Origin of the sequence: Kitasatospora sp. NBC_01266 (genome assembly GCF_036242395.1) — a bacterium.
GTDB lineage: Bacteria > Actinomycetota > Actinomycetes > Streptomycetales > Streptomycetaceae > Kitasatospora.
This window is the reverse complement of record NZ_CP108458.1, coordinates 2,303,805-2,329,364: the sequence shown is the minus strand read 5'-3', so window position 1 is coordinate 2,329,364 and position 25,560 is coordinate 2,303,805. Positions and strand designations below refer to the sequence as shown.

The 25,560-nt window shown below is 73.0% G+C and carries 27 protein-coding genes; 9 read left to right on the top strand and 18 right to left on the bottom strand.

What is annotated here, in order from left to right:
- Nucleotides 1–77: 77 nt before the first annotated feature.
- The 4 genes from OG403_RS09670 (at nucleotide 78) to OG403_RS09655 (ending at nucleotide 3,489) form a co-directional block, all read left to right on the top strand.
- Entirely contained in the window at nucleotides 78–335 is a 258-nt protein-coding gene (locus OG403_RS09670; RefSeq protein ID WP_329563177.1) for a hypothetical protein, read from the top strand.
- A gap of 198 nt (nucleotides 336–533) precedes the next feature.
- Nucleotides 534–770: a hypothetical protein gene (locus OG403_RS09665; protein WP_329572210.1), complete on the top strand. Its 237-nt coding sequence runs from the start codon at nucleotides 534–536 to the stop codon at nucleotides 768–770.
- Between the two features lie 282 nt (nucleotides 771–1,052).
- Nucleotides 1,053–1,799, top strand: coding sequence for a tetratricopeptide repeat protein (locus tag OG403_RS09660; protein WP_329563175.1), 747 nt, complete (start codon nucleotides 1,053–1,055; stop codon nucleotides 1,797–1,799).
- Between the two features lie 55 nt (nucleotides 1,800–1,854).
- Nucleotides 1,855–3,489 (top strand): serine/threonine-protein kinase, encoded by a 1,635-nt coding sequence (locus tag OG403_RS09655; RefSeq protein ID WP_329563173.1) that lies wholly within the window; start codon nucleotides 1,855–1,857, stop codon nucleotides 3,487–3,489.
- A 73-nt stretch (nucleotides 3,490–3,562) separates the two neighbouring features.
- Here OG403_RS09655 and OG403_RS09650 read toward each other — a convergent pair whose 3' ends face one another.
- Nucleotides 3,563–4,096 carry a GNAT family N-acetyltransferase gene (locus OG403_RS09650; protein WP_329563172.1) on the bottom strand — a complete coding sequence of 178 codons (534 nt, stop codon included), beginning with the start codon at nucleotides 4,094–4,096 and terminating at the stop codon, nucleotides 3,563–3,565.
- A 174-nt stretch (nucleotides 4,097–4,270) separates the two neighbouring features.
- Between OG403_RS09650 and OG403_RS09645 the strand changes: the two genes are divergently transcribed.
- Complete coding sequence (locus tag OG403_RS09645; protein WP_329563170.1) at nucleotides 4,271–5,113, top strand: alpha/beta fold hydrolase; 843 nt, start codon at nucleotides 4,271–4,273, stop codon at nucleotides 5,111–5,113.
- A gap of 99 nt (nucleotides 5,114–5,212) precedes the next feature.
- Here the strand turns inward: OG403_RS09645 and OG403_RS09640 are convergent, their stop codons facing one another.
- The 11 genes from OG403_RS09640 to OG403_RS09590 form a co-directional block, all read right to left on the bottom strand.
- On the bottom strand, nucleotides 5,213–6,007 hold the full coding sequence (locus OG403_RS09640) for a sirohydrochlorin chelatase (RefSeq protein ID WP_329563169.1): 795 nt from the start codon (nucleotides 6,005–6,007) through the stop codon (nucleotides 5,213–5,215).
- Nucleotides 6,008–6,011: 4 nt separating this feature from the next.
- Nucleotides 6,012–6,965, bottom strand: coding sequence for an ABC transporter permease (locus OG403_RS09635; RefSeq protein ID WP_329563168.1), 954 nt, complete (start codon nucleotides 6,963–6,965; stop codon nucleotides 6,012–6,014).
- The gene (locus OG403_RS09630; RefSeq protein ID WP_329563166.1) at nucleotides 6,952–7,758 is read right to left on the bottom strand and encodes an ABC transporter ATP-binding protein; all 807 of its coding nucleotides are present in this window, start codon (nucleotides 7,756–7,758) and stop codon (nucleotides 6,952–6,954) included. The genes OG403_RS09635 and OG403_RS09630 overlap by 14 nt, the downstream gene beginning before the upstream one ends.
- Before the next feature lie 153 nt (nucleotides 7,759–7,911).
- The gene (locus OG403_RS09625) at nucleotides 7,912–9,066 is read right to left on the bottom strand and encodes an aliphatic sulfonate ABC transporter substrate-binding protein (RefSeq protein ID WP_329563164.1); all 1,155 of its coding nucleotides are present in this window, start codon (nucleotides 9,064–9,066) and stop codon (nucleotides 7,912–7,914) included.
- 237 nt (nucleotides 9,067–9,303) lie between these two features.
- Nucleotides 9,304–10,635: a sulfate adenylyltransferase subunit 1 gene (locus OG403_RS09620; protein ID WP_329563162.1), complete on the bottom strand. Its 1,332-nt coding sequence runs from the start codon at nucleotides 10,633–10,635 to the stop codon at nucleotides 9,304–9,306.
- Between the two features lie 2 nt (nucleotides 10,636–10,637).
- Nucleotides 10,638–11,591 carry a sulfate adenylyltransferase subunit CysD gene (gene cysD, locus OG403_RS09615; RefSeq protein WP_329563160.1) on the bottom strand — a complete coding sequence of 318 codons (954 nt, stop codon included), beginning with the start codon at nucleotides 11,589–11,591 and terminating at the stop codon, nucleotides 10,638–10,640.
- On the bottom strand, nucleotides 11,588–12,136 hold the full coding sequence (gene cysC / locus OG403_RS09610) for an adenylyl-sulfate kinase (protein ID WP_329572208.1): 549 nt from the start codon (nucleotides 12,134–12,136) through the stop codon (nucleotides 11,588–11,590). The genes cysD and cysC overlap by 4 nt, the downstream gene beginning before the upstream one ends.
- Nucleotides 12,137–12,285: 149 nt before the next feature.
- Nucleotides 12,286–12,984 carry a phosphoadenylyl-sulfate reductase gene (locus OG403_RS09605; protein WP_329563158.1) on the bottom strand — a complete coding sequence of 233 codons (699 nt, stop codon included), beginning with the start codon at nucleotides 12,982–12,984 and terminating at the stop codon, nucleotides 12,286–12,288.
- Entirely contained in the window at nucleotides 12,968–13,156 is a 189-nt protein-coding gene (locus OG403_RS09600; protein WP_329563156.1) for a hypothetical protein, read from the bottom strand. Before OG403_RS09600 ends, OG403_RS09605 begins: the two co-directional genes overlap by 17 nt.
- Entirely contained in the window at nucleotides 13,153–14,877 is a 1,725-nt protein-coding gene (locus OG403_RS09595; RefSeq protein WP_329563154.1) for a nitrite/sulfite reductase, read from the bottom strand. Before OG403_RS09595 ends, OG403_RS09600 begins: the two co-directional genes overlap by 4 nt.
- A 199-nt stretch (nucleotides 14,878–15,076) precedes the next feature.
- Nucleotides 15,077–15,160 carry a putative leader peptide gene (locus tag OG403_RS09590; RefSeq protein ID WP_329492070.1) on the bottom strand — a complete coding sequence of 28 codons (84 nt, stop codon included), beginning with the start codon at nucleotides 15,158–15,160 and terminating at the stop codon, nucleotides 15,077–15,079.
- Nucleotides 15,161–15,348: 188 nt separating this feature from the next.
- On the opposite strand from OG403_RS09590, the gene OG403_RS09585 reads away from it, so the two are divergent.
- Both OG403_RS09585 and rsgA read left to right on the top strand, forming a co-directional pair.
- Nucleotides 15,349–16,746 carry a YihY/virulence factor BrkB family protein gene (locus OG403_RS09585; protein ID WP_329563152.1) on the top strand — a complete coding sequence of 466 codons (1,398 nt, stop codon included), beginning with the start codon at nucleotides 15,349–15,351 and terminating at the stop codon, nucleotides 16,744–16,746.
- Nucleotides 16,747–16,979: 233 nt separating this feature from the next.
- On the top strand, nucleotides 16,980–18,077 hold the full coding sequence (gene rsgA, locus OG403_RS09580; RefSeq protein WP_329563150.1) for a ribosome small subunit-dependent GTPase A: 1,098 nt from the start codon (nucleotides 16,980–16,982) through the stop codon (nucleotides 18,075–18,077).
- Nucleotides 18,078–18,160: 83 nt separating this feature from the next.
- On the opposite strand, the gene OG403_RS09575 is transcribed toward rsgA, so the two are convergent.
- Nucleotides 18,161–18,463, bottom strand: a complete 303-nt coding sequence (locus OG403_RS09575) for a hypothetical protein (protein ID WP_329563149.1) — start codon at nucleotides 18,461–18,463, stop codon at nucleotides 18,161–18,163.
- A gap of 140 nt (nucleotides 18,464–18,603) precedes the next feature.
- On the opposite strand from OG403_RS09575, the gene OG403_RS09570 reads away from it, so the two are divergent.
- Nucleotides 18,604–20,148: a DNA-3-methyladenine glycosylase 2 family protein gene (locus OG403_RS09570; RefSeq protein WP_329563147.1), complete on the top strand. Its 1,545-nt coding sequence runs from the start codon at nucleotides 18,604–18,606 to the stop codon at nucleotides 20,146–20,148.
- A 25-nt stretch (nucleotides 20,149–20,173) separates the two neighbouring features.
- Here the strand turns inward: OG403_RS09570 and OG403_RS09565 are convergent, their stop codons facing one another.
- The 4 genes from OG403_RS09565 to OG403_RS09550 all read right to left on the bottom strand — a co-directional run bounded on the left by OG403_RS09565 (nucleotide 20,174) and on the right by OG403_RS09550 (nucleotide 23,065).
- Complete coding sequence (locus OG403_RS09565; RefSeq protein ID WP_329563145.1) at nucleotides 20,174–20,749, bottom strand: MarR family winged helix-turn-helix transcriptional regulator; 576 nt, start codon at nucleotides 20,747–20,749, stop codon at nucleotides 20,174–20,176.
- A gap of 135 nt (nucleotides 20,750–20,884) precedes the next feature.
- Nucleotides 20,885–21,691 (bottom strand): DUF305 domain-containing protein, encoded by an 807-nt coding sequence (locus tag OG403_RS09560; RefSeq protein ID WP_329563143.1) that lies wholly within the window; start codon nucleotides 21,689–21,691, stop codon nucleotides 20,885–20,887.
- Entirely contained in the window at nucleotides 21,691–22,380 is a 690-nt protein-coding gene (locus OG403_RS09555) for a DUF3105 domain-containing protein (RefSeq protein WP_442910889.1), read from the bottom strand. The genes OG403_RS09560 and OG403_RS09555 overlap by 1 nt, the downstream gene beginning before the upstream one ends.
- A gap of 139 nt (nucleotides 22,381–22,519) precedes the next feature.
- Nucleotides 22,520–23,065, bottom strand: a complete 546-nt coding sequence (locus OG403_RS09550; protein WP_329563142.1) for a hypothetical protein — start codon at nucleotides 23,063–23,065, stop codon at nucleotides 22,520–22,522.
- Nucleotides 23,066–23,265: 200 nt separating this feature from the next.
- Here OG403_RS09550 and OG403_RS09545 point away from each other — a divergent pair, with 200 nt between their 5' ends.
- Complete coding sequence (locus OG403_RS09545) at nucleotides 23,266–24,681, top strand: hypothetical protein (protein ID WP_329563140.1); 1,416 nt, start codon at nucleotides 23,266–23,268, stop codon at nucleotides 24,679–24,681.
- Nucleotides 24,682–24,709: 28 nt separating this feature from the next.
- Here the strand turns inward: OG403_RS09545 and OG403_RS09540 are convergent, their stop codons facing one another.
- Nucleotides 24,710–25,342: a TetR/AcrR family transcriptional regulator gene (locus OG403_RS09540; protein ID WP_329563138.1), complete on the bottom strand. Its 633-nt coding sequence runs from the start codon at nucleotides 25,340–25,342 to the stop codon at nucleotides 24,710–24,712.
- Nucleotides 25,343–25,560: the final 218 nt, after the last annotated feature.

Sequence of the window (25,560 nt, the reverse complement as noted above, 5' to 3'; positions counted from 1 at the left end):
CGAGTTGACGGGGCGCCGGAACCAACTCGTCATGCGCACGACGCACGGCCGGTCCGGAAACGGGCCAGACTGACCCCATGAACGACGACGAGGAGCAGCAGCCGACCGGGCCCGAGTTCGTGCAGTTCCGGATGCAGTGCCCCAACTGCGGCCAGGGGACCCGTGCGCGGGCCCGGATGGGCGCCAAGGCGTACGTCCGCCACGACGGCCAGTACACCGTCGCGGTGGGGAGCAGCTACGTGGCGGAGACGTGTGCCGACTGCGACGGGGAGGGCTGGCTCCCGCTCGGGTCCGAGGAGTGGAAGGGTCGGCCGAAGCCGGAGGCCACCGCCTGAGCGGCCCGCCGACCCGGCACGGCACCTGGTCCGGCCATCCGAGCAGGTGGCCGGACCAGGGCTGCGCCGGCCGGCGGACATGGCTTGACAGATTAGGCAAGGCTTACCTAAGTTCGCACCATGTTCCGCCACCGCCCCACCTCGCCCCGCCCGGCCGGCCGCTCGGACCACCGCCGCTCGGACCGTCGCGCGCTCCCGCTGCCGATCGACCCGCAGGCCGACCTCGGCCGCCGCGCCTGGGTGGACTGCCCGAACTGCGACGACGCCCGCGCCTGCGGCCCGTGCGGCGAGCAGCGCAGCTGTGGTGAGCACTGGCGCTACCTGCTCTCCAACACCGGCAGCCTGCTCCACCTGCAGTGCCCCACCTGCACCCACGTCTGGGACCACGAGACCGGCTTCGGCGCGACCCGGCGCCGCCCCGACTGGTCCGCCTGAGCCTGAGCCTGCGCCTGGTCCGTCCGCCTCGACGGCGCTCAGTCCTCGCCGCCGCCGCGCCGCTGCTCGGCGTCTCCCATCACGCCATGCCGTTCCACCGGGCCGCCGAACTCGACGCCGAGATCCTGGCGTTCCTCAAGCGGCCCTGACGCATCCGACCCCGGGTAGGGCGCCGGTCACCCGCATCCCGCCGTCCCGACTGTCAGCGCGGGCCGGGATGCTGCCGCTGACCGGATGGACCGTCAGTTAGGGCGGGCCCGATGAGAGAAGAGAAAGCTGGCCATGGTTGACCAGGTCCATGACGCCGCCGCCGAGACCGAGGCCGCGGCGCTGTTCGATGCCGGGTTCGCGCTGGAGAATCGCGGGCAGCTGGCCGAGGCGCTGCGTGCGTACGACGACCTCGTCCAGCGGTTCGGGCACCTGCCGGACCCGCATGTGCGGGTGAAGGTGGCCTCGGCGCTGAACGGCAAGGCGTGGATCGTCTCCCAGGACGGCGGCGACGAGGCGCGGATCGCGGTGGCGGACGAGGTGATCGCCCGCTTCGCCGACAGCGACGACCCGCACCTCGACGGGCAGTTGGCGGTCGCGATGGGCATGAAGGCCATCTCGGTGGGCCGCCTGCACGGATCCGAGCAGGAGATGGCCCTGCACGACCAGGTGATCCAGCGCTTCGGTGCGGGCACCGCCCCGCTGGTCCGGGAGCGCGTCGCGATGTCGCTCTACAACAAGGGCTGCGAGCTGGCGAAGCTGAAGCGCCACCAGGAGGCGGTGGACTGCTACGACGAGGTGGTGCGCCGGATCGGCACGGCGACCGAGCAGCAGCTGCGCGACGTGACCGGGATGAGCCTGTTCGCCTCGGGCGTCTCGCTGGAGGCGCTCAAGCGCCGCAAGCAGGCCATCGCGGTCTACCAGGATGTGATCAACCGTTACGGCGACTCGGATGATCCGCAGTTGATGGCACACGTGCGGTCCGCCGGGCGCAGGCTGGAGGCGCTGTCGAAGCGGCGCTGGTTCAACCTCTTCGGCTGAGGTCGGGCCACCTCGCTGGTCAGCGCCGTCGGTCCGGCACCCTACGATGTCGCGCATGAATACTGGGGGGCCGGAGACACGGCTCATCGACGGCCGTTTCGAACTGCTGCAACGGCTCGGCGGCGGCGGAATGGGCCTGGTCTGGCGGGCCAGGGACACCGCGTTGCACCGCGAGGTCGCGCTCAAGGAGGTCCGCCCCGCCGATCCCGCGATGGCGGCGGCCGACCCGGCGCTGACCAGGGAGACCCGCGAGCGGGTGCTGCGCGAGGCGCGGGCGCTGGCCCGGCTGCAGCATCCGAACGTGGCGGTCATCCACCACATCGTGGACGGCGCCGAGTACGAACACCCGTGGCTGGTCATGGAGCTGGTGACCGGCGGCAGCCTGGCCGACCGGCTGACCCAGGGGCCGCTGAGCGTGCCGGAGGCGGTGCGGATAGGCCGCGGCGTGCTGAGCGCCCTGAGCGCCGCGCACGCCGTCGGCATCCAGCACCGGGACGTCAAGCCCGGCAACGTGCTGCTCCGGCCGGACGGCACTCCGGTGCTCACCGACTTCGGCATCGCCGCGATGTCCGGTGCCACCGCGCTGACCAGCACCGGCGCGCTGATCGGCTCGCCCGAGTTCATGGCCCCGGAACGGATCCGCGGCGAGGAGGGCAACCCGTCCTCCGACCTCTGGTCGCTCGGCATGATGCTGTACGTCGCCGTCGAGGGCCACCACCCGCTGCGCCGCGGCACCGTGATCGCCACCCTCGCCGCGATGCTCGACGAACCGCTGCCGCCGGCGCAGCACGCCGGGTCGCTCGGCCCGCTGCTGGACACCCTGCTGGCCAAGGACCCGGCGGCGCGTCCGAACGCCGCACAGCTCGACCGGGCGCTCGCGCAGGCGGAGTACGAGGTGCGGTACGGCGGGGGATCGGTGCAGCCGACGCCCACCGTGGTCGCCACGCCCGCAGCCACACCCACCCCGACCATGGTCGCCGCGCCGACGCCCGCGCCCGCCGCCGCGGTGGACCGGCCCCTGCGGACCCCGGCCCAGCTGTACCAGCGCCGCTGGCGGACCGGGCTGACCACCCTCTTCGTCGTGATGATCACCGGGGTCAGCCTCTACAGCTTCATGATGAGACCCGGGCGGTTCAACACCGCCTCGCCGTCCGTCAACGCGACGGTCACGGCACCCGCCGGCACCAGCACCGGCAGCGCTGCCGGCACCGGCGCCGGCGCCGCAGCTCCCGCGGCGTCCGCCGCCCCGCCGGACCTGACCACCCCCGCCGGTGTGCGCGCCACCATCGCGACGATGCGCTCGACCATGGGCGGCACCCAGGTCTACGAGCTGGACATCCACCAGACCAGCGCGGACGCCCGGGTCCCGGCGGCCGGCAGCTCGACGGAGTACGACAACGTCGACTACGACAACAACCAGACGACCCGCCGGACGGGCAGCGACGTGACCCCCATCGACAAGCTCGTGGACCTGCAGGACTTCAACTGGGATGCCCTCCCGGCCCTGTGGCAGAAGGCCCAGGACACCCTGAAGGTCACCAACCCGACCGACCACTACCTGATCATCGGCCCCGACCTGATGGACGGCACGCCGTGCATCCGCCTCTACATCTCCAACGCCTACGACGCCGGGTACTTGGTGGCGGACGAGAAGGGGAACGTGACGAAGAGCTACCCGCTGGGGTCCTGACCGGCGTTGCGGCAGTTGGCCGCGCCCGGCAGTCGGACCGACCGCCGGGCGCAGCCCGCACCGGAGCCGTCCGTCACATCGGGAGCGAGAGCAACCGGACCGCTCCGGCGGGTGAGTTCGCGCCGTCGCGCAGTGGCGTCCACATGGTCCGCAGCGGCATGAGCACGGGCCCCGCGGGCTGTTGGACGTGGATGTCCTGCTCGAGGGGGTGCCAGCCGAGCCGCTGGTAGAGCGGGACGAGGGGTGGTCGGCAGAAGAGCAGCCCGTACGGCGGCCCCATCGTCCGCGCGTGGTCCAGCGCGGCCGACACGACCAGCCGCGCCAGCCCCTGGCCGCGCAGGTCGGGAGCGACCGCCACCCCGCCGACGCCCACCACCTCGGTGGCGAACCCGTCGATCGATATCGGGAGTTGCAGCAGGCCGGTGTGCGCGACCAGGCGGCCGTGCTGCCTGATCCCGAAGTGGTGCTCCTTGGGCAGCCAGGTCAGTCCGACGTCCGCGACGCCGAAGGGATCGGGGCTGTCGCCGAGGATCTCGGTCTGGTCGGCCTTCGTGTACTCCGTGAGCCGCACCACGGTTGGCGGTGCGAAGGAGTGGTGGGCTGTCATCTCACCATGATCCCGGTTGGGTTGACCTCCGGTCAGCTGAACCGACAAGGAGACTCCCTGATAAATCGCCGGCGGGTCCGGCTCGGCGGGGCTAACCTGTGCCTCCTAGGTTGAAACCTAGGGGGCACAGGTTATGGTGCCGCTCCTCGGAAACTGCCGCACGGAGGTATCCGCATGACGATCGACAAGCCCATGGTCGGCACCCTTGAGGTGCCCGGCGCCACCCTCCGCTACGAGAAGCGCGGCAGCGGCCCGGTGCTGCTGCTGATACCGGGTGGCGCCGCCGACGCGGGGCTCTACGCGGGAATGGCCGACGCCCTCGCCGTCCGGTACACGGTGGTGTCCTACGACCCGCGCGGTCTCTCCCGCAGTCCGCTGGACGGCCCGCTCACCGACCAGCGGGTGGAGGTCTGGAGTGACGACGCGCACCGGCTGCTCGAGCTGCTCTCACCGAGCGGGGACGCCTGCGTGCTCGGCAGCAGCTCGGGCGCCATCGTCGCGCTCGACCTGCTGGCCCGGCACCCCGAGCGGCTGCGCCGGGTGGTCGCGCACGAGCCGCCGCTGGTGGAGGTGCTCGAGGATCCCGCGCCGCACCGGGCGCTCTTCGCCGAGGTGCGCGAGGTGTTCCGCGCCCAGGGGGCCGGGGCGGCGATGGCGTGCCTCAGCGCGGGGCTGGGAGCGCCGCCGGCCGAGCGGGTGACCGGGCGGGTGGCCGAACTGCCGCCCGGGATCCAGGAGATGGCTCCTCGGATGCACGCCAACCTGCCGGTCTTCCTGGAGCACATGCTCTGCCCGTTCACGGCTACGGTGCCGGAGGTCGCGGCCCTGCGGCGGGTGGTGGACCGGCTGGTTCCGGCGGTGGGGCGGGACTCCTACGGGCAACTGCCGCTGTCCGGGCCGGCCGTGCGGCTGGCGGAGCTGCTCGGCACCGAGGTGGTGGAGTTTCCCGGCGGGCACCTGGGCTGCACCGAGCACCCCGGGGAGTTCGCCGAGCGGCTGCTGGTGGTGCTCGGCTGAGCCGTCCCCGCCGGGCCCGTCCCCGCCGGGCCCGTTCGCGCCGGGCCCGTTCGCGTCGAGCCCGTTCGCGTCTGGGTCGGGCCGGTCGGGGTCGGGCGCTCAGGCCGCGCTGCGACGTGCGGAGTCCGGTATCGCGTGCTCCGCGTCCGCCGCCGCGGCCGCGTAGCGCCGCAGCAGCAGGCGGGCGACCTCGGGGGCCGCGCCGAGTACGGGGGCCAGCACTTCGGCGGGCTCGGGGGCTTGCCGGGCGGCGTCGGCGATCCGGTCCGGGAGCAGGCCGGGGGCCAGCAGGTAGGGGGCGACCGCCGTCTGCCGCACGGCGGTTGTCGCGCGCAGCTGCGCGAGGGCGTCCGGCACCCGGGGGCCGTTCGCTGAGGCGTAGGCGACGGTGACCGCGCCCCAGCCGCGCCGGCGCTGCCAGTCGGCGGCAACCGCGCGGGTGGCCGCGTCGGCGGCCGGGTCGGAGGAGCCGGCCGCGGCCAGCACGATGCCGGTGCGGGCGCGGACGGCGGGGGAGGCGGTGTTGAGGCCCGCTTCGGCCAACCGCCGCTCCAGGGCGGCGAGCAGCAGCGGGTCGGGGCCGAGCACCTCGGCCACCGGCAGCCGGGCACCGGCCGACCGCAGGGCGGCGGGGATGTCGTGCTTGGCGTGGAAGGCGCGGTTCAGCAGCAGCGGGACCGCCACCGCCGGGGCACCGGCGAGGGCGGCCAGCGCCTGTGGGACGCGTGGCGCGCAGTGGTCCAGGAAGGCGATGGTGACCGGGAGTTCGGGGCGCTGGGCGCGCACCTCCCGGGCCAGCGCGTCGACGGTGGCGGCGTGCCGCGGGTCGCGGCTGCCGTGCGCGATCAGCAGCAGGGCGGGGGAGGGGGCGGGGACGCGGGAGGGCGCGGCCATCGGCTCAGCGTCCCGTCTGCAGCAGGCCGCGGCTGCGCAGCACCCGGCGCTCGATCGGGGTGAAGATCAGCAGGTCGATGGCGACGCCGACGGTGAGGATCAGGATGATCCCGAGCAGCACGCCCGCCATGTCGGAGGCGTCCCGCTGGTTCTCCAGGTAGCGGCCCAGGCCCAGGCCCAGGTCCGGGGAGCTGGCGATCAGTTCGGCGGCCATCAGTGAGCGCCAGGAGAACGCCCAGCCCTGCTTGAGGCCGGCCAGGTAGCCGGGCAGCGCGGCCGGCAGCAGGATGTGCCGGGCGCCGCTGAACCCGCGCGCGCCGAGCGTGCGGCCGGCCCGCAGGAAGAGCGGCGGGACCTGGTCGATGCCGGAGACCAGGCCGTTGGCGATCGAGGGGATGGCGCCGAGCAGGATCACGGCGTACATCGCCTGGTCGTTGATGCCCAGCCAGATCACCGCCGCCGGCACCCAGGCGACCGAGGGCAGCGACTGCAGGCCGGAGAGCACCGGGCCGAGCGCCGCGCGGGCGAACTTCACCCGGGCCACCAGCAGGCCGATCGGGGTGCCGATCAGCACGGCGGCGACGAAGCCGGTGATGCCGCGCCAGACGCTGGTCCAGATGATCGAGAAGAGGGTGCCCTGGTCCCACAGGTCGGCCAGGCTGTGCCAGACCTCCAGCGGGCTGGGCAGCTTGTAGTCGGGGGTGACGTGCAGGCTGTAGAGCAGCTGCCAGACTGCGAGCACCAGCAGCACGCCGAGCACCGGCGGCAGCACCTTGTCGCGCAGCAGCTGGGCGAGCGAGGTGCGCTGCGGCTGGACGGCGTCCAGCGCGTCCAGGCCGGCCTCGACGCCGGCCAGGTCCTGGTGCGGCGCCGACTCGGGCAGGGCGGACTCGGGTGCGGCCGACGCGATGTCCGGGGCGATGTCCGGTGCGGCGGGGGTGGTCTCAGTGCTGGCCATGGCGGCGGATCTCCCCACGCAGGTGCTCGGTGATCTCGACGGACAGGTCCGCGACGCAGGCGGACTCGATGCGACGTGGCTGCGGCAGGTCGATCTGCCACTCGCGGGCCACCCGGCCGGGCCGCGAGGAGAGCAGCACCACCCGCTGGGCCAGCCGCACCGCCTCGCGCACGTTGTGGGTGACGAACAGGACGGTCAGCTGCCGCTCCTGCCAGATCCGGGTGATCTCCTCGTGCAGCACGTCCCGGGTGATCGCGTCCAGCGCGGCGAACGGCTCGTCCATCAGCAGCACGCTGCTGCCCTGGGCGAGCGCGCGGGCCATCGCGACGCGCTGGCGCATGCCGCCGGAGAGCTCGTGCACCCGCTTGCCGTAGGAGCCGCCGAGCCGCACCAGTTCCAGCAGCCGCTCGGCCTCCGGCCTGCGCTCGGCGCGCGGCACGCCGTTGAGGCGCAGCGCGAGTTCGATGTTCTTGCCGGCGGTCAGCCAGGGGAAGAGCGCGTGCTCCTGGAACATCAGGGCCGGGCGGCCGCCGGGCACCTCGATGCTGCCGGCGGTCGGCCGGTCCAGGCCGGCGACCAGGTTGAGCAGGGTGGACTTGCCGCAGCCGGAGGCGCCGAGCAGGCAGAGGAACTCGCCCGGGGCGACGTCGAGGGTGATGTCGTCCAGCACCGGCGCTGCCGCGCCGGGACGGCCGAAGGACTTGTGCACGCCGGCGATCCGGACGGCGGGCGAAGCGTCGGCCCGGTCCGCGACGGCGGAAGCGTCGTTCGGGGTGGTCAGTGCCGTGCTCATGGCGGGCACCTCCTGGCGTGAGTGGGGCGAGCGGAGATAACTGGTGCCTAGGAGCCGGGGTCCACCCCCGCCCGGTCCAGTGACTGGGCATCGACTTGGACGGGGCGGGGGCGGACTCCGGAGTTCAGCAGGGGCAGCTTTTCTGACGGTCCGTCAGGAGGTGCTGCCGAGGCCCGCGTCGGAGACGGCCGGCTTGCCGGCCGCCTTGAGCACCTGGTTCAGCGGGTCGAGGTCGTAGATCCCCTTGAGGTCCGGCTGCTTCAGCAGCCCCGCGGTGACCGCGTGGGCGGCCTCCTCCTGGAGGGTGCCGGCCAGCGGGTCGTCGGTGAACTCGATGCTCTTCCAGGCCGAGTCGAGGATGTTCGCGGGCAGCGCGGCGCCGCCGGCCGCCTTGATCGCGGCGTTGGCGTCCTGCTCGGCCTTGGCCGGGTTGGCGTTGATGTAGGCGTTGGTGTCCACCGAGCCGCGCAGTACCGCCTGCACCACGTCCGGGTGGGCCTTGAGGAAGGACTGCGAGACGATGATGTTGGTGCTCACGAACTGCCCGTTCGGCCAGAGCGACTTCTCGTCCAGCAGGACCTTCGCTCCCTTGGCCACCAGCTGGGAGGCGGTGGGCTCGGGCACCCAGGCGCCGTCGATCGAGCCGGAGGCGTAGGCGTCCGGGGTGACCTTGTTGTCGGTGCGCACCACGCTGACGTCGCCGGCGCCGGTCTGCGGGTTCTCCTTGTAGCCCTTGCTCGCCAGGTAGTTGAGCAGGGCCACGTCCTGGGTGTTGCCGAGCTGCGGGCTGGCGATCTTCTTGCCCTTGAGGTCGTCCAGGGTCTTGATCTTGTCGGGGTTGACCACCAGCTCGACGCCGCCGGAGGCGGAGCCGCCGATGATCTTCAGCGACTGGCCCTTGGACTGGGTGTAGCCGTTGATCGCGGGGGAGGGGCCGATCCAGCCGATGTCGATCGAGCCGGCGTTCAGCGCCTCGATCTCGGCCGGACCCGCGTTGAAGACCTGGGTCTTGATCTGGGTCGCGCCCAACTCCTTCTGGAACAGCCCGTCCTGCAGGCCGACCAGCGCGGTGCCGTGGGTCAGGTTGGCGAAGTAGCCGATCTTCACGGTGTCGGCCGACAGCTTCGGGCCGCCCGAGGCCGCCGCGGCCGGGGCGGCGTCGGTCTTGGTGGCCTTCGAGCCGTAGCCGCTGCAGGCGGTGAGCAGGCCGGCGGCGGTCAGTGCGGCGGCGACGGTGAAGGCGATCCGTCTGGCGCGCCGGGCGTTCGGGCGGGGACGGCTATGGCTGGTGGCCCGGGTGGGAGTCATCGGAGGTGTCCTCTGCTGGAACGGTCAAGGGAAGGTGGTGCGTTGAGTCCGGCCTGTGCTGCGACGCCGCGCGCGGCCTGGGACTGCCGCAGGTCGTCGAAGGCGGTGTGCCGGTGACGGAGCGTCAGACGCCCCGCCGGCATCCACATCGGCCGATGCCGCCCTGGCCGCTGCCACGGACGCCGCTGCCGATCCGGCCGCCTTCCTTGTCCATCCCGGAGAACGCCTCGCCGGGCATCAGACCCAGTCCTCCGCTTCGTCCGCTGCCGCTGCTGCTGCCGCCGGGGTGCCGGTGAAGGACTCGCCGGTCATGCCGGCGGTCAGGGTGGTGCCGTCGGCCGGGTCGATCAGCAGGAAGGAGCCGGTGCGGCGGTTGTCGACGTAGGGGTCGAGAGCGAGCGGCTCGGCCGTGCGGAGCAGCAGGTGGCCGATCTCGTTGACGTTCAACTCGGTTGCCTCGGGGCGTTGTTCGAGGGTGTCGATGTCGATGCGGTAGGTGATCTCCTTGACCAGTGCGCGCACGGTGCGGGTGGTGTGCTTGAGCAGCACCTTGTCGCCGACCCGCAGCGGGCGTTCGTGGAGGTGGCAGACGGTGGCCTCGACGTCCTTGGTGGGGACGGGAGTGGGGCCGGCGGTGATCAGGTCGCCGCGGGAGATGTCGATGTCCTCGGCCAGGCGCACGGTGATCGACTGGGGTGCCCAGGCGGTGTCGCTCTGGGTGCCGAGGACGTCGATGCCGGCGACGGTGGTGGTGTGTCCGGCGGGCAGCACCGTGACCGCATCGCCGGTGCGCAGTACGCCGGACGCCAACTGGCCCGCGTAGCCGCGGTAGTCGGGGTGCGTGGTGCTCTGCGGGCGGATCACGTACTGCACGGGGAAGCGGGCGGGCTGCTGGCTGGGGTCGGTGTGGACCGGGACGGTCTCGAGGTGTTCGAGGAGGGTGGGGCCGCCGTACCAGTCCATGTGGGCGGAGGGTTCGACGACGTTGTCGCCGGCCAGTGCGGAGATCGGCACGGCGACGATGTCGCCCACCCCGAGGGAGGCGGCGTAGGCGGTGAACTCGGCGGCGATGGCGGCGAAGACGGGCTCGGCGTAGTCGACGAGGTCCATCTTGTTGACGGCCAGGACGAGGTGTGGGACGCGTAGCAGGGCGGCGACGGCGGCGTGTCGGCGGGTCTGCTCGACGACGCCGTTGCGGGCGTCGACGAGGACGACGGCGAGTTCGGCGGTGGAGGCGCCGGTGACCATGTTGCGGGTGTACTGCACGTGGCCGGGGGTGTCGGCGAGGATGAAGCGGCGCCGGGTGGTGGCGAAGTAGCGGTAGGCGACGTCGATGGTGATGCCCTGCTCGCGTTCGGCGCGCAGGCCGTCGGTGAGCAGTGCCAGGTCGGGGGTGTGCTGGCCGCGTTTGCGGGAGGCGTGTTCGACGGCTTCCAGCTGGTCGGCCAGGACCGATTTGGAGTCGTGCAGGAGGCGGCCGACGAGGGTGGATTTGCCGTCGTCCACGGAGCCGGCGGTGGCGAAGCGCAGCAGGGAGGTGGCGGTGGCGGCGTGGGTGGTGGTGGTCATGGTTAGAAGTACCCCTCGCGCTTGCGGTCTTCCATGGCGGCTTCGGAGAGTTTGTCGTCGGCGCGGGTGGCGCCGCGTTCGGTCAGGCGGGAGGCGGCGATCTCGGCGATGACCTGTTCGATGGTGGCGGCGTGGGAGTCGACGGCGCCGGTGCAGGACATGTCGCCCACCGTGCGGTAGCGGATCAGGCGGCGCTGGACCTGCTCGCCGTCCTTGGGGCCGCCCCAGGCGCCGGCGGTCAGCCACATGCCGTCGCGGGCGAAGACGTCGCGCTGGTGGGCGTAGTAGATCTGCGGCAGGTCGATGGACTCGCGGGCGATGTACTGCCAGACGTCCAGCTCGGTCCAGTTGGACAGCGGGAAGACGCGGACGTGTTCGCCCACCGCGTGGCGGCCGTTGTAGAGGGACCAGAGTTCGGGGCGCTGGCGGCGCGGGTCCCAGGCGCCGAACTCGTCGCGCAGGGAGAAGACGCGTTCCTTGGCGCGGGCCTTCTCCTCGTCGCGGCGCCCGCCGCCGAAGACGGCGTCGAACCTGCCGCTCTCGATGGCGTCCAGCAGCGGGACGGTCTGCAGGGGGTTGCGGGTGCCGTCGGGGCGCTCGCGCAGCCGGCCGTCGTCGATGAAGTCCTGCACCAGGGCGACGTGCAGGCGCAGGTTGTGCCGGGCCACCACGCGGTCGCGGTAGGCGATCACCTCGGGGAAGTTGTGGCCGGTGTCGACGTGCAGCAGCGAGAACGGGACCGGCGCCGGGGCGAAGGCCTTCAGTGCCAGGTGCAGCATGACGATCGAGTCCTTGCCGCCGGAGAACAGGATCACCGGCCGCTCGAACTCGCCCGCCACCTCGCGCAGGATGTGCACCGACTCCGCCTCCAGGGCGTCCAGGTGCGACAGGGCGAAGGGCCCGCCCGAGTCGTCGGGGTCCTGCGCCTGCGTCGGGATGTCGGTCGCGGTACTCACGCGAGGCCCCTCTCGGTCAGGAAGGCGTGCAGCTCGGCGGCGGACTCGGCCACCGTCCGGCCCTGGGTCTGAAGGCGCAGCTCCGGGAACTGGGGTGCCTCGTAGGGGTCGTCCACGCCGGTGAGGCCGGAGAGCTCGCCGGCGGCCTGCTTGGCGTACAGGCCCTTGACGTCGCGTTCGGAGCAGAGCTCCACGGGGGTGGCGACGTGGACCTCCAGGAAGCCGGTGCCCGCGGCCTGGTGGCGTTCGCGCACCGCTGCGCGCGAGTGGGCGTAGGGGGCGATCACCGGGGCGAGCACCTTGACGCCGTGGGAGGCCAGCTTCTCGGCGACGAAGCCGATCCTGGTCACGTTGGTGTGGCGGTCCTCGCGGGTGAAGCCCAGGCCCTTGGAGAGGAACTCGCGGACCTCGTCGCCGTCGAGCACCTCGACCCGGTGACCCTCGGCCCGCAACCGCTCGGCCAACGCGAAGGCCAGCGTGGTCTTACCGGCACTGGGCAACCCGGTCAGCCACACCGTGGCGCCGCGCTCGCAGGCAGCGGCCACCGGGGCCGCCCCCGCGGCTTCCCCGGCGGCGGCCAAGGTGTCGGCTGTGGTCACGTTTCGCTCCAAAATTAAGTAAGGCAGGGCAGAAAAAGGGGTCTGTCTGATGTCAGCTGACAGATATGGTCAGTTGTCAGCTGACGCCTGTTAGTTCACAGGTGGATGCCGCACTCGCTCTTGCCGGAGCCCGCCCAGCGCCCGGCCCTGGCGTCCTCGCCCGCCCCCGGCTTGCGGGTGCAGGAGAGCGGCGCGCAGCCGACCGAGGTGTACCCCTCCCAGAGCAGCGGGTTGAGCAGCACCCCGTTGGCCTGGACGTAGGCGTCCACGTCGTCCTGGGTCCAGCGGGCGATCGGGGCGATCTTCACCTTGCGGCGCTTGGCGTCCCAGGCCACCACCGGCGTGCCGGCCCGGCTCGGCGACTCGTCGCGGCGCAGCCCGGTGGCCCAGGCGTCGTAGCCCAGCAGGCCGCGCTGCAGCGGCTCGACCTTGCGCAGCGAGCAGCACAGGTCCGGGTCGCGGTCGTGCAGGTTCGGCCCGTACTCGGCGTCCTGCTCGGCCACCGTCTGACGCGGGGTCAGGGTGATCACGTTGACCGGCAGGGTCGCGGCGACCGCGTCCCGGGTGCCGATGGTCTCCGGGAAGTGGTAGCCGGTGTCGAGGAAGACCACGTCGATGCCGGGCAGCACGGTCGAGGCCAGGTGGGCGACGACCGCGTCCTCCATCGAGGAGGTGACGCAGAGCTTGCGGCCGAAGGTGTCGGCGGCCCAGCGCAGGACCTCCTGCGCGGAGGCCTCCTCCAGGTCGCGAGCGGCCGCGCCGGCCAGCGCCTCCAGGTCAGTGGTGGTGCTCATCTGCCGTTCCCCCGTTCGTGGCTGACGAAGCTGACAGCAGGCCGAGGAACTTCACCTGGAAGGCCCGGCGGCAGGAGGCGCACTCCCAGGCGCCGTGGCCGCCCTCCGCCGAGGGGCGTAGGTCCTCGTCCCCGCAGTACGGGCAGTAGAAGGGTGCGGCGCGCTCACTCATGACAACTGCTCCTCACTGGCCCGGGCCGTCCACTGGGCGAACCGCTCGCCCGCGCGCCGGTCGGCCTGGAAGCGGGTCAGCACCCGCTCCACGTAGTCCGGCAGGCCGTCCTTGGTGACCTTCAGGCCGCGCACCTTGCGGCCGAATCCGGCCTCCAGACCGAGCGCGCCGCCCAGGTGGACCTGGTAGCCCTCCACCTGCTCGCCGTGCTCGTCGGTGACCAGCTGACCCTTGAGACCGATGTCCGCCACCTGGATCCGCGCGCAGGCGTTCGGGCAGCCGTTGATGTTGATGGTCAGTGGCTCGGCGAAGTCGGGCAGCCGCTGCTCGAGCTCGTCGATCAGGGTGCGCCCGCGCTCCTTGGTCTCCACGATGGCGAGCTTGCAGTACTCGATGCCGGTGCAGGCCATGGTGCCGCGCCGGAACGGGGACGGGGTGACCCGCAGGTCCAGCGCCTCCAGGCCGGCCACCAGCGAGGCGACCTGGTCCTCGGGCACGTCCAGCACCAGCATCTTCTGCTCGGCGGTGGTGCGCAGCCGGTCCGAGCCGTGCTCGGCGGCGAGTTCGGCGACCTTGCCGAGCAGCGCGCCGTCCACCCGGCCGACCCGCGGTGCGAAGCCGACGTAGAAGTTGCCGTCGTTCTGCCGGTGCACGCCGACGTGGTCGCGCCAGACGCCGCTGGGCTCCTCGGGCGCCGGGCCGTCGATCAGCTGGTACTTGAGGTACTCGTCCTCCAGCACCTGGCGGAACTTCGCCACCCCCCAGTCGGCGACCAGGAACTTCAGGCGGGCCCGGTTGCGCAGCCGGCGGTAGCCGTAGTCGCGGAAGATGCCGATCACACCGCCGTAGACGTCGGCCACCTCGTCCAGCGGCACCCAGGCGCCCAGCCGCACGCCCAGCTTGGGGTTGGTGGACAGGCCGCCGCCGACCCACAGGTCGAAGCCGGGCCCGTGCTCGGGGTGGACCACGCCGACGAAGGCGATGTCGTTGATCTCGTGCGCCACGTCCAGCAGCGGCGAGCCGGAGACCGCCGACTTGAACTTGCGCGGCAGGTTGGAGAAGTCGGGGTTGCCGATGAAGCGGCGCTGGATCTCCTCGATGGCGGGGGTGCCGTCGATGATCTCGTCCTCGGCGATGCCGGCCACTGGCGAGCCGAGGATGACGCGCGGGGTGTCGCCGCAGGCCTCGGTGGTGGACAGGCCCACCGCCTCCAGCTTCTGCCAGATCGCGGGCACGTCCTCGATCCGGATCCAGTGGTACTGGATGTTCTGGCGGTCGGTCAGATCGGCGGTGCCGCGCGCGTACTGCTGGGAGACCTCGGAGACCGCCTTCAGCTGGGCCACCGTCAGCCGGCCGCCGTCGATCCGCACCCGCAGCATGAAGAACTCGGCGTCGAGCTCGTGCGGGTCCAGGATCGCGGTCTTGCCGCCGTCGATCCCCTCCTTGCGCTGGGTGTAGAGGCCCCACCAGCGCATCCGGCCGCGCAGGTCGGACGGGTCGATCGAGTCGAAGCCCCGGTGCGCGTAGATCGTCTCAATGCGTGTCCGCACGTTGAGACCGTCATCGTCCTTCTTGAACTGCTCGTTGGCGTTCAGCGGCGTGAAGTGCCCCATGCCCCACTGGCCCTCGCCGCGGTGGCGGGTCGCCTTGCGGGCGGCGGCGGCACGGGGCGCCGCGGCGCTCGCGGGCTGCGGCTCGACCGGGTCGGGAGTGGTGGCCATAAGACGTCCTTCGGGCAGGTGGCTCTGCTGCGGGGGCTGTGCTGCTCCCGGGCCGCGACCTGCTCACCTGCCCTGACCTGCGAGTTCTCGGCAGTCGGGGGAGGGGTGATCATGGGCCTGGGGTGCTCGCGCGTCCGCGGCTGCGGAGTGGGCGGCGGGGTGGCGCCGGGTGCGGTACTGGCGCCTTGGGGGTGGGGGCTCAGATCACCGGACAGATGGCGCTGGACACGCGAAGGAGATCGACGTGGAGTCGACCAACCAGGGTGGTTCCGGCGCTAGGCATGGCAAGAGATTCGCACGCCGAGCGAGGCGCGGTCCACTATCGTCCATCATGCGGACTCGTTTGTTCCGTATGGCGAGATGGACGCGCCGCTGCGCAGCCCGGGGCGGTGCCGTCCGCGCCCCGTCCCGAGGCGGCGCGCGGTGGGCCGATCGCGCGGGCGTGTCGGGCGCGCCCGATACCGTATGCGTGTGCAGGCACCAGGTGAGAGCAGCAGAGCGGCGGCGGAGCGACCCTCCCGGCGGCGGGGCAAGGGCGGTCGGCGGGCGGCCCGGCGCTCCCAGTGGCGCGGTACCGTCTGGGGGCTGATCAAGGACACCACCAACACCTGCGTCGAGTACCGGGTCACCGGGCTGGCCGCCGAGGCCGCCTTCTTCACCCTGCTCTCGATCCCGCCGCTGCTGCTCTGCCTGGCCGGCACCCTCGGCTACCTGGACGACCTGCTCGGCGCCGGCAGCATCCAGAAGCTCCAGCAGGACATCCTGTCGGCGGCGAGCACGGTGCTCTCGTCCTCCTCGATCGACGACACCGTGAAGCCGCTGCTGGCCAGTGTCTTCAACATGCCGCGCCCCGACCTGATCTCGATCGGCTTCCTGCTCTCGCTCTGGTCCGGCTCCCGGGCGCTCTACATCTTCATCGACACCATCACCGTGATGTACGGGCTGGACGGCAAGCGCGGGATCGTCAAGACCCGCTCGATGTCGCTGGGCCTCTACCTGGGCGCGCTGGTGATCGGTTCGCTGGTGCTGCCGCTGCTGATCGCCGGGCCCGGCCTGGTGATCTCGGCGGTGCCCAGCATCGGCGGGGTGGTCAACGCGCTCTACTGGCCGATCGCGATCGTGCTGATGATCGTCTTCCTGACCACCCTCTACCACCTGTCCGTGCCGGCCAGCACGCCGTGGCGCGAGGACATCCCCGGCGCGCTGGTCGCGTTCGCCGCGTTGGTGCTCTGCAGCCTGGCGCTGCGGCTCTACCTGGTCCACTCGGTGGAGGGCAAGACCGTCTACGGCTCGCTGGCCGCGCCGGTCGCCGTGCTGCTGTGGATCTTCGTGGTGGCGCTGGCGGTGCTGATCGGCGCCGCGATGAACGCCGCGATAGACCGCCGCTGGCCCAGCGTGGAGACCGCCGACGCGCGCGCCGAGAACGAGCGGGCCAGCGAGCAGGTGGCCGCCGCCCTGGTCCGCGAGATCACCGCGCGCCGGGCCGCCGAACGGGCGCTGCGGGCGCGCGAGCTGGGACTGGGCGAGGGCATCGAGGACGAGGAGACGGACGCGGACGAGGGGGACGAGGCGCCGTCCGAGTACCCCGAGCGCTGGGCCGACTTCCTGGCCCCCGGCGATGTCCGCGGGCGGCTGGGCGGGGCCCGCAAGCGCTGGCGGCGCACGCCGCCGCCCCCGCCGGACAGCGACCGGCCCGCGCCGAAGGCGCCGCACCATCCGGCCGAGGCGCTGGACCCGGCCGAGCACCCCGCCGAGCATCCGGCTCAGCCGTGGTCCTCGGACGGGCGGTTCCCGGGCGAGCTGGGGCCGGTGGACTCGGCGCTGCCGAGCTACCCGCCCCGGCCGCCGTGGGACGGCGGGCGGGGCTGACGGGGCTGACGAGGCTGACGGGCGGGGTTAATTCGGGTGCGGGCGTGGGGCGGTTCGCCCTAGGCTGCGCACCTGACCGTCCGGACGAAGAGAAGCAGGAGGTGGGCCCCATGGTCGGCACTGCCCGCACGGCTGCCCTGAGCAGCACTCGGACCCTCCACTCCCGCCCGGTGACCGGCTGACGATCGTTCAGCCCCCGGGACCGTGCTTCCTTCCCGAAGGGCTTCACCGCGTTGTTCGACGCACTCCCTCCGCTTTCCCCCACCCCACCGACCTCGCTGGCCGGGTACGGCTGGACCGCTGAACTCGACGAGCTCTTCGCGCCGCTCGCCGAGGCCGGACTCGTCCCCGGCCGACTGGCCCGGGTCGACCGCGGGCGCGCCGAGGTCCTCGTCGCCGACCCCGACGGCGGCGAGGTCCGCACCGTGCGGGCCGACACCCGTCCGGTCGGCAGCGCCGAGACCATCGAGAACCCGTGCACGGGCGACTGGGTGGCGCTCGACCCCGCCGCCGCACCGCTGCCCGAAGTCCGCGCGCTGCTGCCGCGCCGCACCGCGATCATCCGCAAGAGCGCGGCCAAGGCCTCCGAGGGCCAGGTACTGGCCGCCAACATCGACACCGTGCTGATCGCCGTCTCGCTGGCCGTCGAGCCCGACCTCGGCCGGGTCGAGCGCTTCGTCGCGCTGGCCTGGGAGAGCGGCGCCCAGCCACTGGTCGCGCTCACCAAGGCCGACCTGGTGGACGATGCCGAGTTCATCCGGGAGGACGTCGAGCGGGTGGTGCCCGGCGTCGCGGTGCTGGTGGTCAGCGCCGGGACCGGCGACGGACTGGACGTGCTGCGCGCCTGCCTGGGCGGCACGACCGCGCTGATCGGGCAGTCCGGCGCCGGAAAGTCCACGCTCACCAACGCGCTGACGGGTGCCCAGGTGATGGTCGTTCAGCAGACCCGCGACGCGGACCAGAAGGGCCGGCACACCACCACCACGCGCGAGCTGTTCGCGCTGCCGGGCGGTGGCGTGCTGATCGACACCCCCGGCCTGCGCGGCGTCGGCCTCTACGGCGGTGAGGGTCTGGCCCAGGCCTTCGCCGAGATCGAGGAACTCGGCGCGCGGTGCCGCTTCGACGACTGCTCGCACAGCACCGAGCCCGGCTGCGCCGTCCGGGCCGCGCTCGCCGACGGCACCCTGCCGCAGCGCCGGATGGACAGCTACCTCAGGCTCCAGCGCGAGAACGCGTGGATCGCCTCCCGGACCGACGCCCGGTTGGCGGCGCAGCGGGCCCGGCTGTGGAAGCAGCGCGCCAAGGGCGCCCGGGACCGGGTGCGGCCCTGACGGCGGCGGTGGCGGTGCGTCCCGGCAGCGGGGCGCACCGCTCACCGTTCCCGATTCACCGTTCCCGATTCACTGTTCCCGATTCACCATTCCCGGTGCGACCAGAGATCCGGCATGATCCCCAGGCCCCGCAGCCAGGTGTACTCGCCGCAGCGCGTGATCACCGCGCCCTCGCGCTCCAGCGCCGACATCAGCTCCTCGTCCGACTGCGCGCCGAGCGCGGCGGCGACCACGGGGACGTCCGTCTGCTGCACCGTGATGTGGTACTCGAACTCCAACTCGCCGGTCTGGTCGCTCCCGTCGATGACCAGCCGGCCGTCCTCCCGCAGCGTGGCCGTCACGTACAGCTTGGGCCACGCCTCCAACCGCACCGAGTGCGTCGTCATCCGCCGGCTCCTCCCTGAGCTCCGCGAGCTCCCCCTGACAGCTTCCGCCGCCGCCTTGCCGGGCATTATCGCCGACCACGCCGACAGCGATGTCCGATTACCGCTAGGACGGCGCCCGGCCGGCGCGCAGACTGGATGGCGTGATCGATGACGAGACGCGCTACCGAGCCGTGGACAGCCGGGACGCCCGGTTCGACGGGGTGTTCTTCACGGCGGTGACCAGCACCGGGATCTACTGCCGTCCGAGCTGCCCGGCGGTCACCCCCAAGCGGGCCAACTGCACCTTCTACCCCACGGCCGCCGCCGCCCAGGGCGCCGGCTTCCGGGCCTGCCGACGCTGCCGGCCCGACTCGGTGCCGGGCTCGCCGGAGTGGAACCACCGCGCCGACCTGGTGGGCCGGGCGATGCGGCTGATCGGGGACGGCGTGGTGGACCGCGAGGGCGTCGCCGGACTGGCCACCCGGCTCGGCTACAGCGCGCGGCAACTGCAGCGGCAGCTGACCGCCGAGCTCGGCGCCGGACCGATCGCGCTGGCCCGCGCCCAGCGCGCGCAGGCCGCCCGGCTGCTCCTGCAGACCACCGAACTGCCGGTCACCGAGGTCGCGTTCGCGGCCGGCTTCGCGTCCGTACGGCAGTTCAACGACACCGTGCGCGAGGTGTACGACCGCACCCCGAGCGGACTGCGGGCCGAGGGGCAGGCCCGGGGCAGCCGCCGGCCGCAGCGGGCGAGCCCGGGCAGCCTCAGCCTGCGGCTGGCCTACCGGGGGCCGATCGACACCGAGCACCTGATGGACTTCCTGGCGCTGCGTGCCGTCCCCGGGGTGGAGGAGGTGGTCCCGGCCGGCCCGAAGGGCGTGCGCAGTTACCGCCGCACCCTGCGGCTGCCGAACGGCTACGCCATCGCGGAGGTCGACGGCCTGGGCACGGGGGTGCCCGCCGACCGGGGCTGGCTGGACTGCCGCCTCTGGCTGACCGACCTGCGCGACCTGACCACCGCCGTGCACCGGCTGCGCGCGCTCTTCGACCTGGACGCCGATCCGCAGACGGTGGCCGAACAGCTCGGCCGGGACACCGCGCTCGGCCCGCTGGTCGCCCGCCGCCCCGGACTGCGCTCGCCCGGCCACGTCGACCCGCACGAGCTGGCGGTGCGGGCCGTGCTCGGCCAGCAGATCACCGTGGCCGCCGCCCGCACGCTGGCCGGCCGGCTCGCCGCCCGCTACGGCACCCCGCTGTCCGGGGGCACCACCTCCCGGCCGGAGGCCGGGGGAGGACCGAGCGGCACGCTCACCGTGCTCTTCCCGAGTGCCGAAGCGCTGGCCACCGCCGACCCGGCCGACCTCGCGATGCCCGTCTCACGGCAGAACGCGCTGCGCGGACTGTGCGGCGCGCTCTCGGCGGGCACCGTCCGGCTGGACCCGGGCGTGGACCGCGAACAGGCCGCCGGGCAGCTGCTCGGGCTGCGCGGCATCGGCCCGTGGACCGTCGGCTACCTGCGGATGCGGGCGCTCGGCGACCCGGACGTCTTCCTGCCGGGCGATGTCGGCGTGCGCCACGGCCTGCAGCGCCTGGGCCTGCCCGGTGACCCGAAGGCGGCGGCCCTGGCGGCGCTGGACTGGGCGCCGTGGCGCTCGTACGCGGTGCACCAGCTCTGGGCGCTGACGGGGGAGCAGACGACGGTGGAGTAGGTGACGGGGGCGCGGCTCAGGTCGCTCAGGCGTCGTCCGCGGTCGCCTGGCCCGGACCGGCCAGCGCCTCGGCCAGCCGGTCCAGACCCGGCAGCGCTGCCATCACCGCGTCGTGGTCGGCCGGGGAGAGGGTGGCCAGCGCACCCGCGATCCGGCGCTCGTGGGCCCGCTGCCAGTCCTCCAACTGCTGGTGGCCGGCCGGGGTCAGCGCGATCCGCGCGGTGCGGCGGTCGCCGGGGTCGGCCTGGCGGTCCACGAAGCCCGCGTCCAGCAGCTTGCCGACCAGGCCGCTGACGGTGTTCGGCGCCAACCGCTGCCGGGCCGCCAGCTCCCCGACCCGCAGCGGCGTCACGGCCAGCGTCTGGAGCAGTTCGACCTGCGCCATCGGCAGCGACTCCCACGGATAGTCGGTCCGGATGCTGCTGCGCAGGGCCCGGCGCAACCGGGTCACCACGTCGGTCAACCGCTGCGCGCGCTCGATGGCCAGCGCATCGTCGGCGCCGGGGGCCGGTTCGGTCCGGCCGGTTGTCTCGTCCGTCTCGGTGGCCGGACGGCTGGCGGACAGATCGCTGGACGGCGCAGGGCGGGACGCGGCGGGCATGGGCGACAGCGTATCCGGTTGTGGCGGGCGGCTGGAGCTGCCGTGTCGCCATGTGAACACCCGGGTGGACACGCGCCCGCCGGCCCGGGTCTCCCCAGGTCGACGGGCGCGTCGTGGTGCTCAGCCGGTGGGCGTTCAGCTCCCGGGCGTCGGCAGCGGCTTCGCGCCGCGCTCGGCGAGCATGGTGGTCATCAGCTGGATCTCCGAGGTCTGGGCGGCCACCATCGACTGCGCCAGCGACTTCTCCACCGGGTTCTTCGCCACGTCCACGTAGCCCTGCGCCATCGCGGCGCCGCCGATGTGGTGCTGGATCATCAGCTGCAGGTAGAAGATCTCCGCCGCCGTGCCGCTGAGCTGCTGCAGCTGGGCGAGCTGGGTGTTGGTCGCCATGCCCGGCATCAGCGAGCCGTCGTGCGCCTGGTACGGCGTCATCTTCATCCAGGCCATCGGCGGGGCCGCGGAGCTCTGGCTGAGCCCCCACTGGCTCAGCCAGCCCATCAGCATGCCGCGCTGGTTGGCCTGGGTGTTGATGATGTCGAAGGCCAGCCCGCGCACCTCGGCGTTGGTCGTCCGGTCCCGGATGATGAACGACATGTCGATCGCCTGCTGGTGGTGGGTCGCCATGTCCCGCGCGAAACCCGCCTCGGGCGAGTCGTTGGCCGGCGCGGACACCGACGAACCCGACGCCGAGGACCCGCCGGCCACCAGCGCCGGCACGCCCAGGCAGAGCGCCACCGCCGCGGCCACCGCGGCCGGCCACCAGAGCGTGCGGCGGCGCTTGGGCGCGGCGGCGGGGCCGACCTCGTCGAGGTCGTCGTCGAACTCGTCGTCCGCTTCGTCGTCCAGGTCGTCGACGATGCCGTCCGGGTCGGTGCCGCTCGGGTCGGTGCTGTCCGGGTCGATGCCGTCCCGGTCGTCCTCAGGTGTCCGCGCGTCCGTCATCACATCGCTCCGTCACTGCAGGAGGCGCCCGGCTCCTGGGTCTGCGGACCCTGGACGTACTTGGTGAAGAACTCGTTGACCCGCGGGTCGGAGGCGCTGTCCACCACCAGCTGGGTGCCCCACGCGCTGAGCGTGATGGTGCCCGACTCGGTCGGGTACGGGCTCATCAGCGAGTACGGGGTCACCTTGACCTTGTCCGACAGCGTCTTGATGTCTGCGGCGCTGGCCTTGTTGTTGTACGTCACCCAGACCGCGCCGTGCTCCAGCGAGTGGACGGCGTGCTCGTTCTGCAGCGGCTGGGTGTAGACGTTGCCCATGCAGGTCTGCCAGACCGGGTTGTGGTCACCGCCGACCGGGGGAGTCATCGGGTAGTTGACCGTCCCCTGCACGTGGTTGCGCGACAGGTTGCTCCACGTCTTCACACCGGGGATCGGCGCCTTCGCGGCAGCCACTTCCTTGTTGTGCTTGTCGTTGGCGCTCTTCACGATCAGGGTCGCGGTCACAGCGGTACCCACGACCAGCACGCCCGCCACCGAGATGGCGATCAGCTTCATGCGCTTCTCGCGACGCTGCTCCTCGGCCCGCAGCTTGGCGATCCGCTCGCGGCGGTCGGCAGCGCCCTGCTTGCCGGTCAGCTTGTTGGCCGGCTTGTTGCTCTGCTGGTTGGTCTGCTTCGAGGCGGAACCCACGGAAGTCTTCCTTGTCCCCGCCGGCGTTCTGGGCACGGCGGTGTGAGGTGTAACAGGGGAGTGAGACCGCCGACCGGATGCCCGGCGCACGCCGCGGTGTTCGCGGTGGGTGCCCGGTGCCGACCGGCGGGGGTTCCGCTCAGGTCCGGTTGACCTGGAGCAGGTGGAGATCAGGGGCGGGTGCCGTCGGCAGGCCCGCGCTCGCGAAGCCGATCGCCGCTGTGGGGCGGACGGTGGCCGGCAGCGGCAGGTCGGCCGGGCCGGGCTGCGGCGGCGCGTTGGGCAGTTGCGCTTCCTGGCCGCTGAACGGATGACTGGAGCAGCCGTCGCCGGGCCTGGGGCCGGGATTGTCGACGGTGCACACGGTCAGCGGGGCGGGGAACTGCGTGACGGCGAAGGCGGAGGCGCCGGGGCCGGTGTGCGAGGACTGCGCGGCGCGGGCGGCGTGGGCGGCATGGCCGGCGGTGGTACGGGCGGCGGTGGGTCTGCTCGCCGGAACGTTCGCGGGTCCGTTCGTCGGGCCGTTCGCCGGTGGGGTCGCGGCCCAGGTCGAGCCCGCGCAGGGCAGCGTCACCAGCAGGGCGACCAGCAGACCGAGCAGTGGGAGGACCAACGCCACGCCGCCCGGGTGGCCGTCGAACGCGGCGCTCCCCGGCTTCGGTCGGACAGGTCCTGGCGCGGTCATGCGCACATATTAATCAGCCGGACGGGCTAAGCGGTCCCCCCATTCGGTCGCTACTTTCGGATTAATCAGGCCGCTCCTGGCCTGATCGGCGCCTTCGAGGCGAATCACCGGACAGCGACCGGCACCGTGGGCAGAATGACCAGGTGGCCCACCCCCGCAGGTGACGGTACGTACGCCAGCCAAGAACGAGGAGCCGACAGATGACCGACCAGGGCGCCCCCGCACCGCGTCGCCCGGACGACGGGACGCCCAAGGACGCTGTCCCGGAGGACGGTTGGTGGGCCCAGGTGTACGAGGGACCGGCCGGCCGGCTGCCCGATACGCCGAGGGCGCAGGGTGGCGAGGGGAGCGTGGACGACTGGTTCGACTCGATCGCCTCGGCGGTCGGGCTGATCGGGCGTCAGCGGCAGGCGGGTGCCGAGGCGGCGGGTGAGCCGGTGGCGGAGGCGGAGCCGGCGGTTGAGACCGAGCCGACAGTCGATACGGAACCGGAACCGGAACCGGAACCGAAGCCGGATACGGAACTGGTGTCGGAGCTGGCGCCGGAGCCCGTGCCCGCGTCCGAGCCGGCGCCACCGAAGCTCGACCTCACCAAGCCCGCCCGCCCCGCGCCCGAGCCAGCGCCCGCCCCGACAGCGACCGCCGCGCCCGCCCCCGCCCCCGCGCCCGCCCCCGCCCCCGCGCCTGCGGTCACCCCCACCCCCACCCCGCACGTCGGTTCGCGCCCGCCCACCTACGGCCCCGAACCCACCCTGCTCCCCGCCGCCGACCCCGAGCGGGTCGCCTCGGTGGTGCCCGACATCGCCCTCGACGGCGCCCAGTACCCGGGCCTCACCCTGCGTGCCGCCTCCGTGCGCGGCGACTCCGCCCGCTACCGGGGCGAGCCGCGGACCGACGCGCTGCTGGTCACCCGCTTCGGCGATACCCCGGACGGCCTGCTGCTCGCCGTGCTCGGCAGCCGCGCCCGCCGCCGGGTCGACCCGCGCGCCGACGTCGCCGCCGGCACCGACGCCGACGTGGCTGTAGCGCCCGCCCATCCCGAGCAGCCGCTGCCGGACACCGTCCGCCAGGCGGCCATCCACCTCGCCGAGGCGATCGGTCGCAGCCGCGCCGAACTCGCCGCCGACCTGCGCGAGGGGGCCCGCGACCGGCTCCGCTACGGCCTGCAGCGCCTGACCACCGGCGCCGGCGCCGGCCTGCGCACGCTCGCGCCGGACGCCCGGTCGCTGCACTGCCTGCTGATCTCGCTCGACCCGCAGGCCACCCACCGGGTCGCCTTCGGTCTGGGCCCCGGCGGCCTCTACCTGCTGCGGGCCGGGCACTGGATCGACGCCTACGCCGCCCGCCTGCTGCACCACCCGGACGGCCCGGTCACGGTCCCCGAGCCGCGCCCGTTCCGGTTCCGGCTGATCCCGGCCACGCCCGGCGACATCCTGCTGCTCTGCTCCCCGGGTCTGGCCGAGCCGATCGCCGAGGAGCCCGCCATCGCCCACTTCCTGGCCGGCCACTGGTCCCACCCGCACCCGCCCGGCATGGTCGACTTCCTGCGCCAGGTCCAGGTCCGCGCCAAAGGCTACGCCGACGACCGCACCGCAGCGGCCCTCTGGACCGAGTGACGCCCCGTCAGCCGTCAGCCGTCAGCCGTCAGCCGTTAGTCGTCGGCAGTCGGCCGTCAGCCTCGGCGCCCAGCACGGCGGCCGCCACCGCCCGCACCTGGGCCGCCGACCGGTCCCTCGCCACCCCCGGCAGCCCGATCGCCAGCGGCACCGAGTACCCGTCCAGCACCGCCCGCAACTGCGCCGCCCGCTCCTCGGCCGACCCGGCCCGGAACTCACCCCGGGCCACGCCGTCCTCGATCAGCGCCGCCAGGTCGGCCTGCCAGGGCGCCTCGATCTCCAGCTGCCCCTGCCGGATCTCCGCGCTGGACGGTGAGCGCCCCCACACCTCGACCCAGAGGATCCAGCGCGGATCCCCGGGCCCGTCCGCCAGATACAGCTCCGCATACGCCCCGAACCGCTCCCAGGCGCTCAGCCCCGCCCGTCCCAGCGCTGCCCGCCGTCGCTCACCCAGCTGCTCCTCGCTCCAGCGCAGCGTCTCCAGCAGCAGTTGGTCCTTGCTCCCGAAGTAGTAGAGGAGGTGCCCCGCACTCATCCCCAACTGCTTCCCCAATCCCGCCATGGTCAGCTTCGCCAACCCGTGCTCCGCGATCGCCCCCATCGCCACCGCGAGCACCTCCTCGCGAGGCCGGGCCGGCCGCCGGGGACGAGGCTCTGCCATGCTGCGGGCTCCTTGCGGGGTGGCTGGGGGTGACTGGGGATGAAGCGCCTCCCCAGCCTAAGGGGCGAGGTCAGCCCGGCTGCGGGCTCGGCTCGCCGATCGGGCCGGCCGCCAGAGCGGGACGGGATGCAGCGGGACGGGGCGGGACGTGGCGGTCGGCCGGTCCTGACGTCCTGGTGAGAGACGATGCCCCGGCAAAGGGGAAGAGCTGCGGTTCT

Coding starts and splice junctions, on each gene's coding strand:
- OG403_RS09565 (WP_329563145.1), bottom strand. CDS start 20,749: ATGCCCGCCGCGTCCCGCCCTGCGCCGTCCAGCGATCTGTCCGCCAGC.
- OG403_RS09575 (WP_329563149.1), bottom strand. CDS start 18,463: ATGACGACGCACTCGGTGCGGTTGGAGGCGTGGCCCAAGCTGTACGTG.
- OG403_RS09640 (WP_329563169.1), bottom strand. CDS start 6,007: ATGGCCGCGCCCTCCCGCGTCCCCGCCCCCTCCCCCGCCCTGCTGCTG.
- OG403_RS09670 (WP_329563177.1), top strand. CDS start 78: ATGAACGACGACGAGGAGCAGCAGCCGACCGGGCCCGAGTTCGTGCAG.
- OG403_RS09660 (WP_329563175.1), top strand. CDS start 1,053: ATGGTTGACCAGGTCCATGACGCCGCCGCCGAGACCGAGGCCGCGGCG.
- OG403_RS09620 (WP_329563162.1), bottom strand. CDS start 10,635: ATGACCACCACCACCCACGCCGCCACCGCCACCTCCCTGCTGCGCTTC.
- OG403_RS09630 (WP_329563166.1), bottom strand. CDS start 7,758: ATGAGCACGGCACTGACCACCCCGAACGACGCTTCCGCCGTCGCGGAC.
- OG403_RS09655 (WP_329563173.1), top strand. CDS start 1,855: ATGAATACTGGGGGGCCGGAGACACGGCTCATCGACGGCCGTTTCGAA.
- OG403_RS09600 (WP_329563156.1), bottom strand. CDS start 13,156: ATGAGTGAGCGCGCCGCACCCTTCTACTGCCCGTACTGCGGGGACGAG.
- OG403_RS09650 (WP_329563172.1), bottom strand. CDS start 4,096: ATGACAGCCCACCACTCCTTCGCACCGCCAACCGTGGTGCGGCTCACG.
- OG403_RS09545 (WP_329563140.1), top strand. CDS start 23,266: ATGACCGACCAGGGCGCCCCCGCACCGCGTCGCCCGGACGACGGGACG.
- OG403_RS09550 (WP_329563142.1), bottom strand. CDS start 23,065: ATGACCGCGCCAGGACCTGTCCGACCGAAGCCGGGGAGCGCCGCGTTC.
- OG403_RS09540 (WP_329563138.1), bottom strand. CDS start 25,342: ATGGCAGAGCCTCGTCCCCGGCGGCCGGCCCGGCCTCGCGAGGAGGTG.
- OG403_RS09590 (WP_329492070.1), bottom strand. CDS start 15,160: ATGCCTAGCGCCGGAACCACCCTGGTTGGTCGACTCCACGTCGATCTC.
- OG403_RS09595 (WP_329563154.1), bottom strand. CDS start 14,877: ATGGCCACCACTCCCGACCCGGTCGAGCCGCAGCCCGCGAGCGCCGCG.
- OG403_RS09605 (WP_329563158.1), bottom strand. CDS start 12,984: ATGAGCACCACCACTGACCTGGAGGCGCTGGCCGGCGCGGCCGCTCGC.
- OG403_RS09625 (WP_329563164.1), bottom strand. CDS start 9,066: ATGACTCCCACCCGGGCCACCAGCCATAGCCGTCCCCGCCCGAACGCC.
- OG403_RS09635 (WP_329563168.1), bottom strand. CDS start 6,965: ATGGCCAGCACTGAGACCACCCCCGCCGCACCGGACATCGCCCCGGAC.
- OG403_RS09645 (WP_329563170.1), top strand. CDS start 4,271: ATGACGATCGACAAGCCCATGGTCGGCACCCTTGAGGTGCCCGGCGCC.
- OG403_RS09560 (WP_329563143.1), bottom strand. CDS start 21,691: ATGACGGACGCGCGGACACCTGAGGACGACCGGGACGGCATCGACCCG.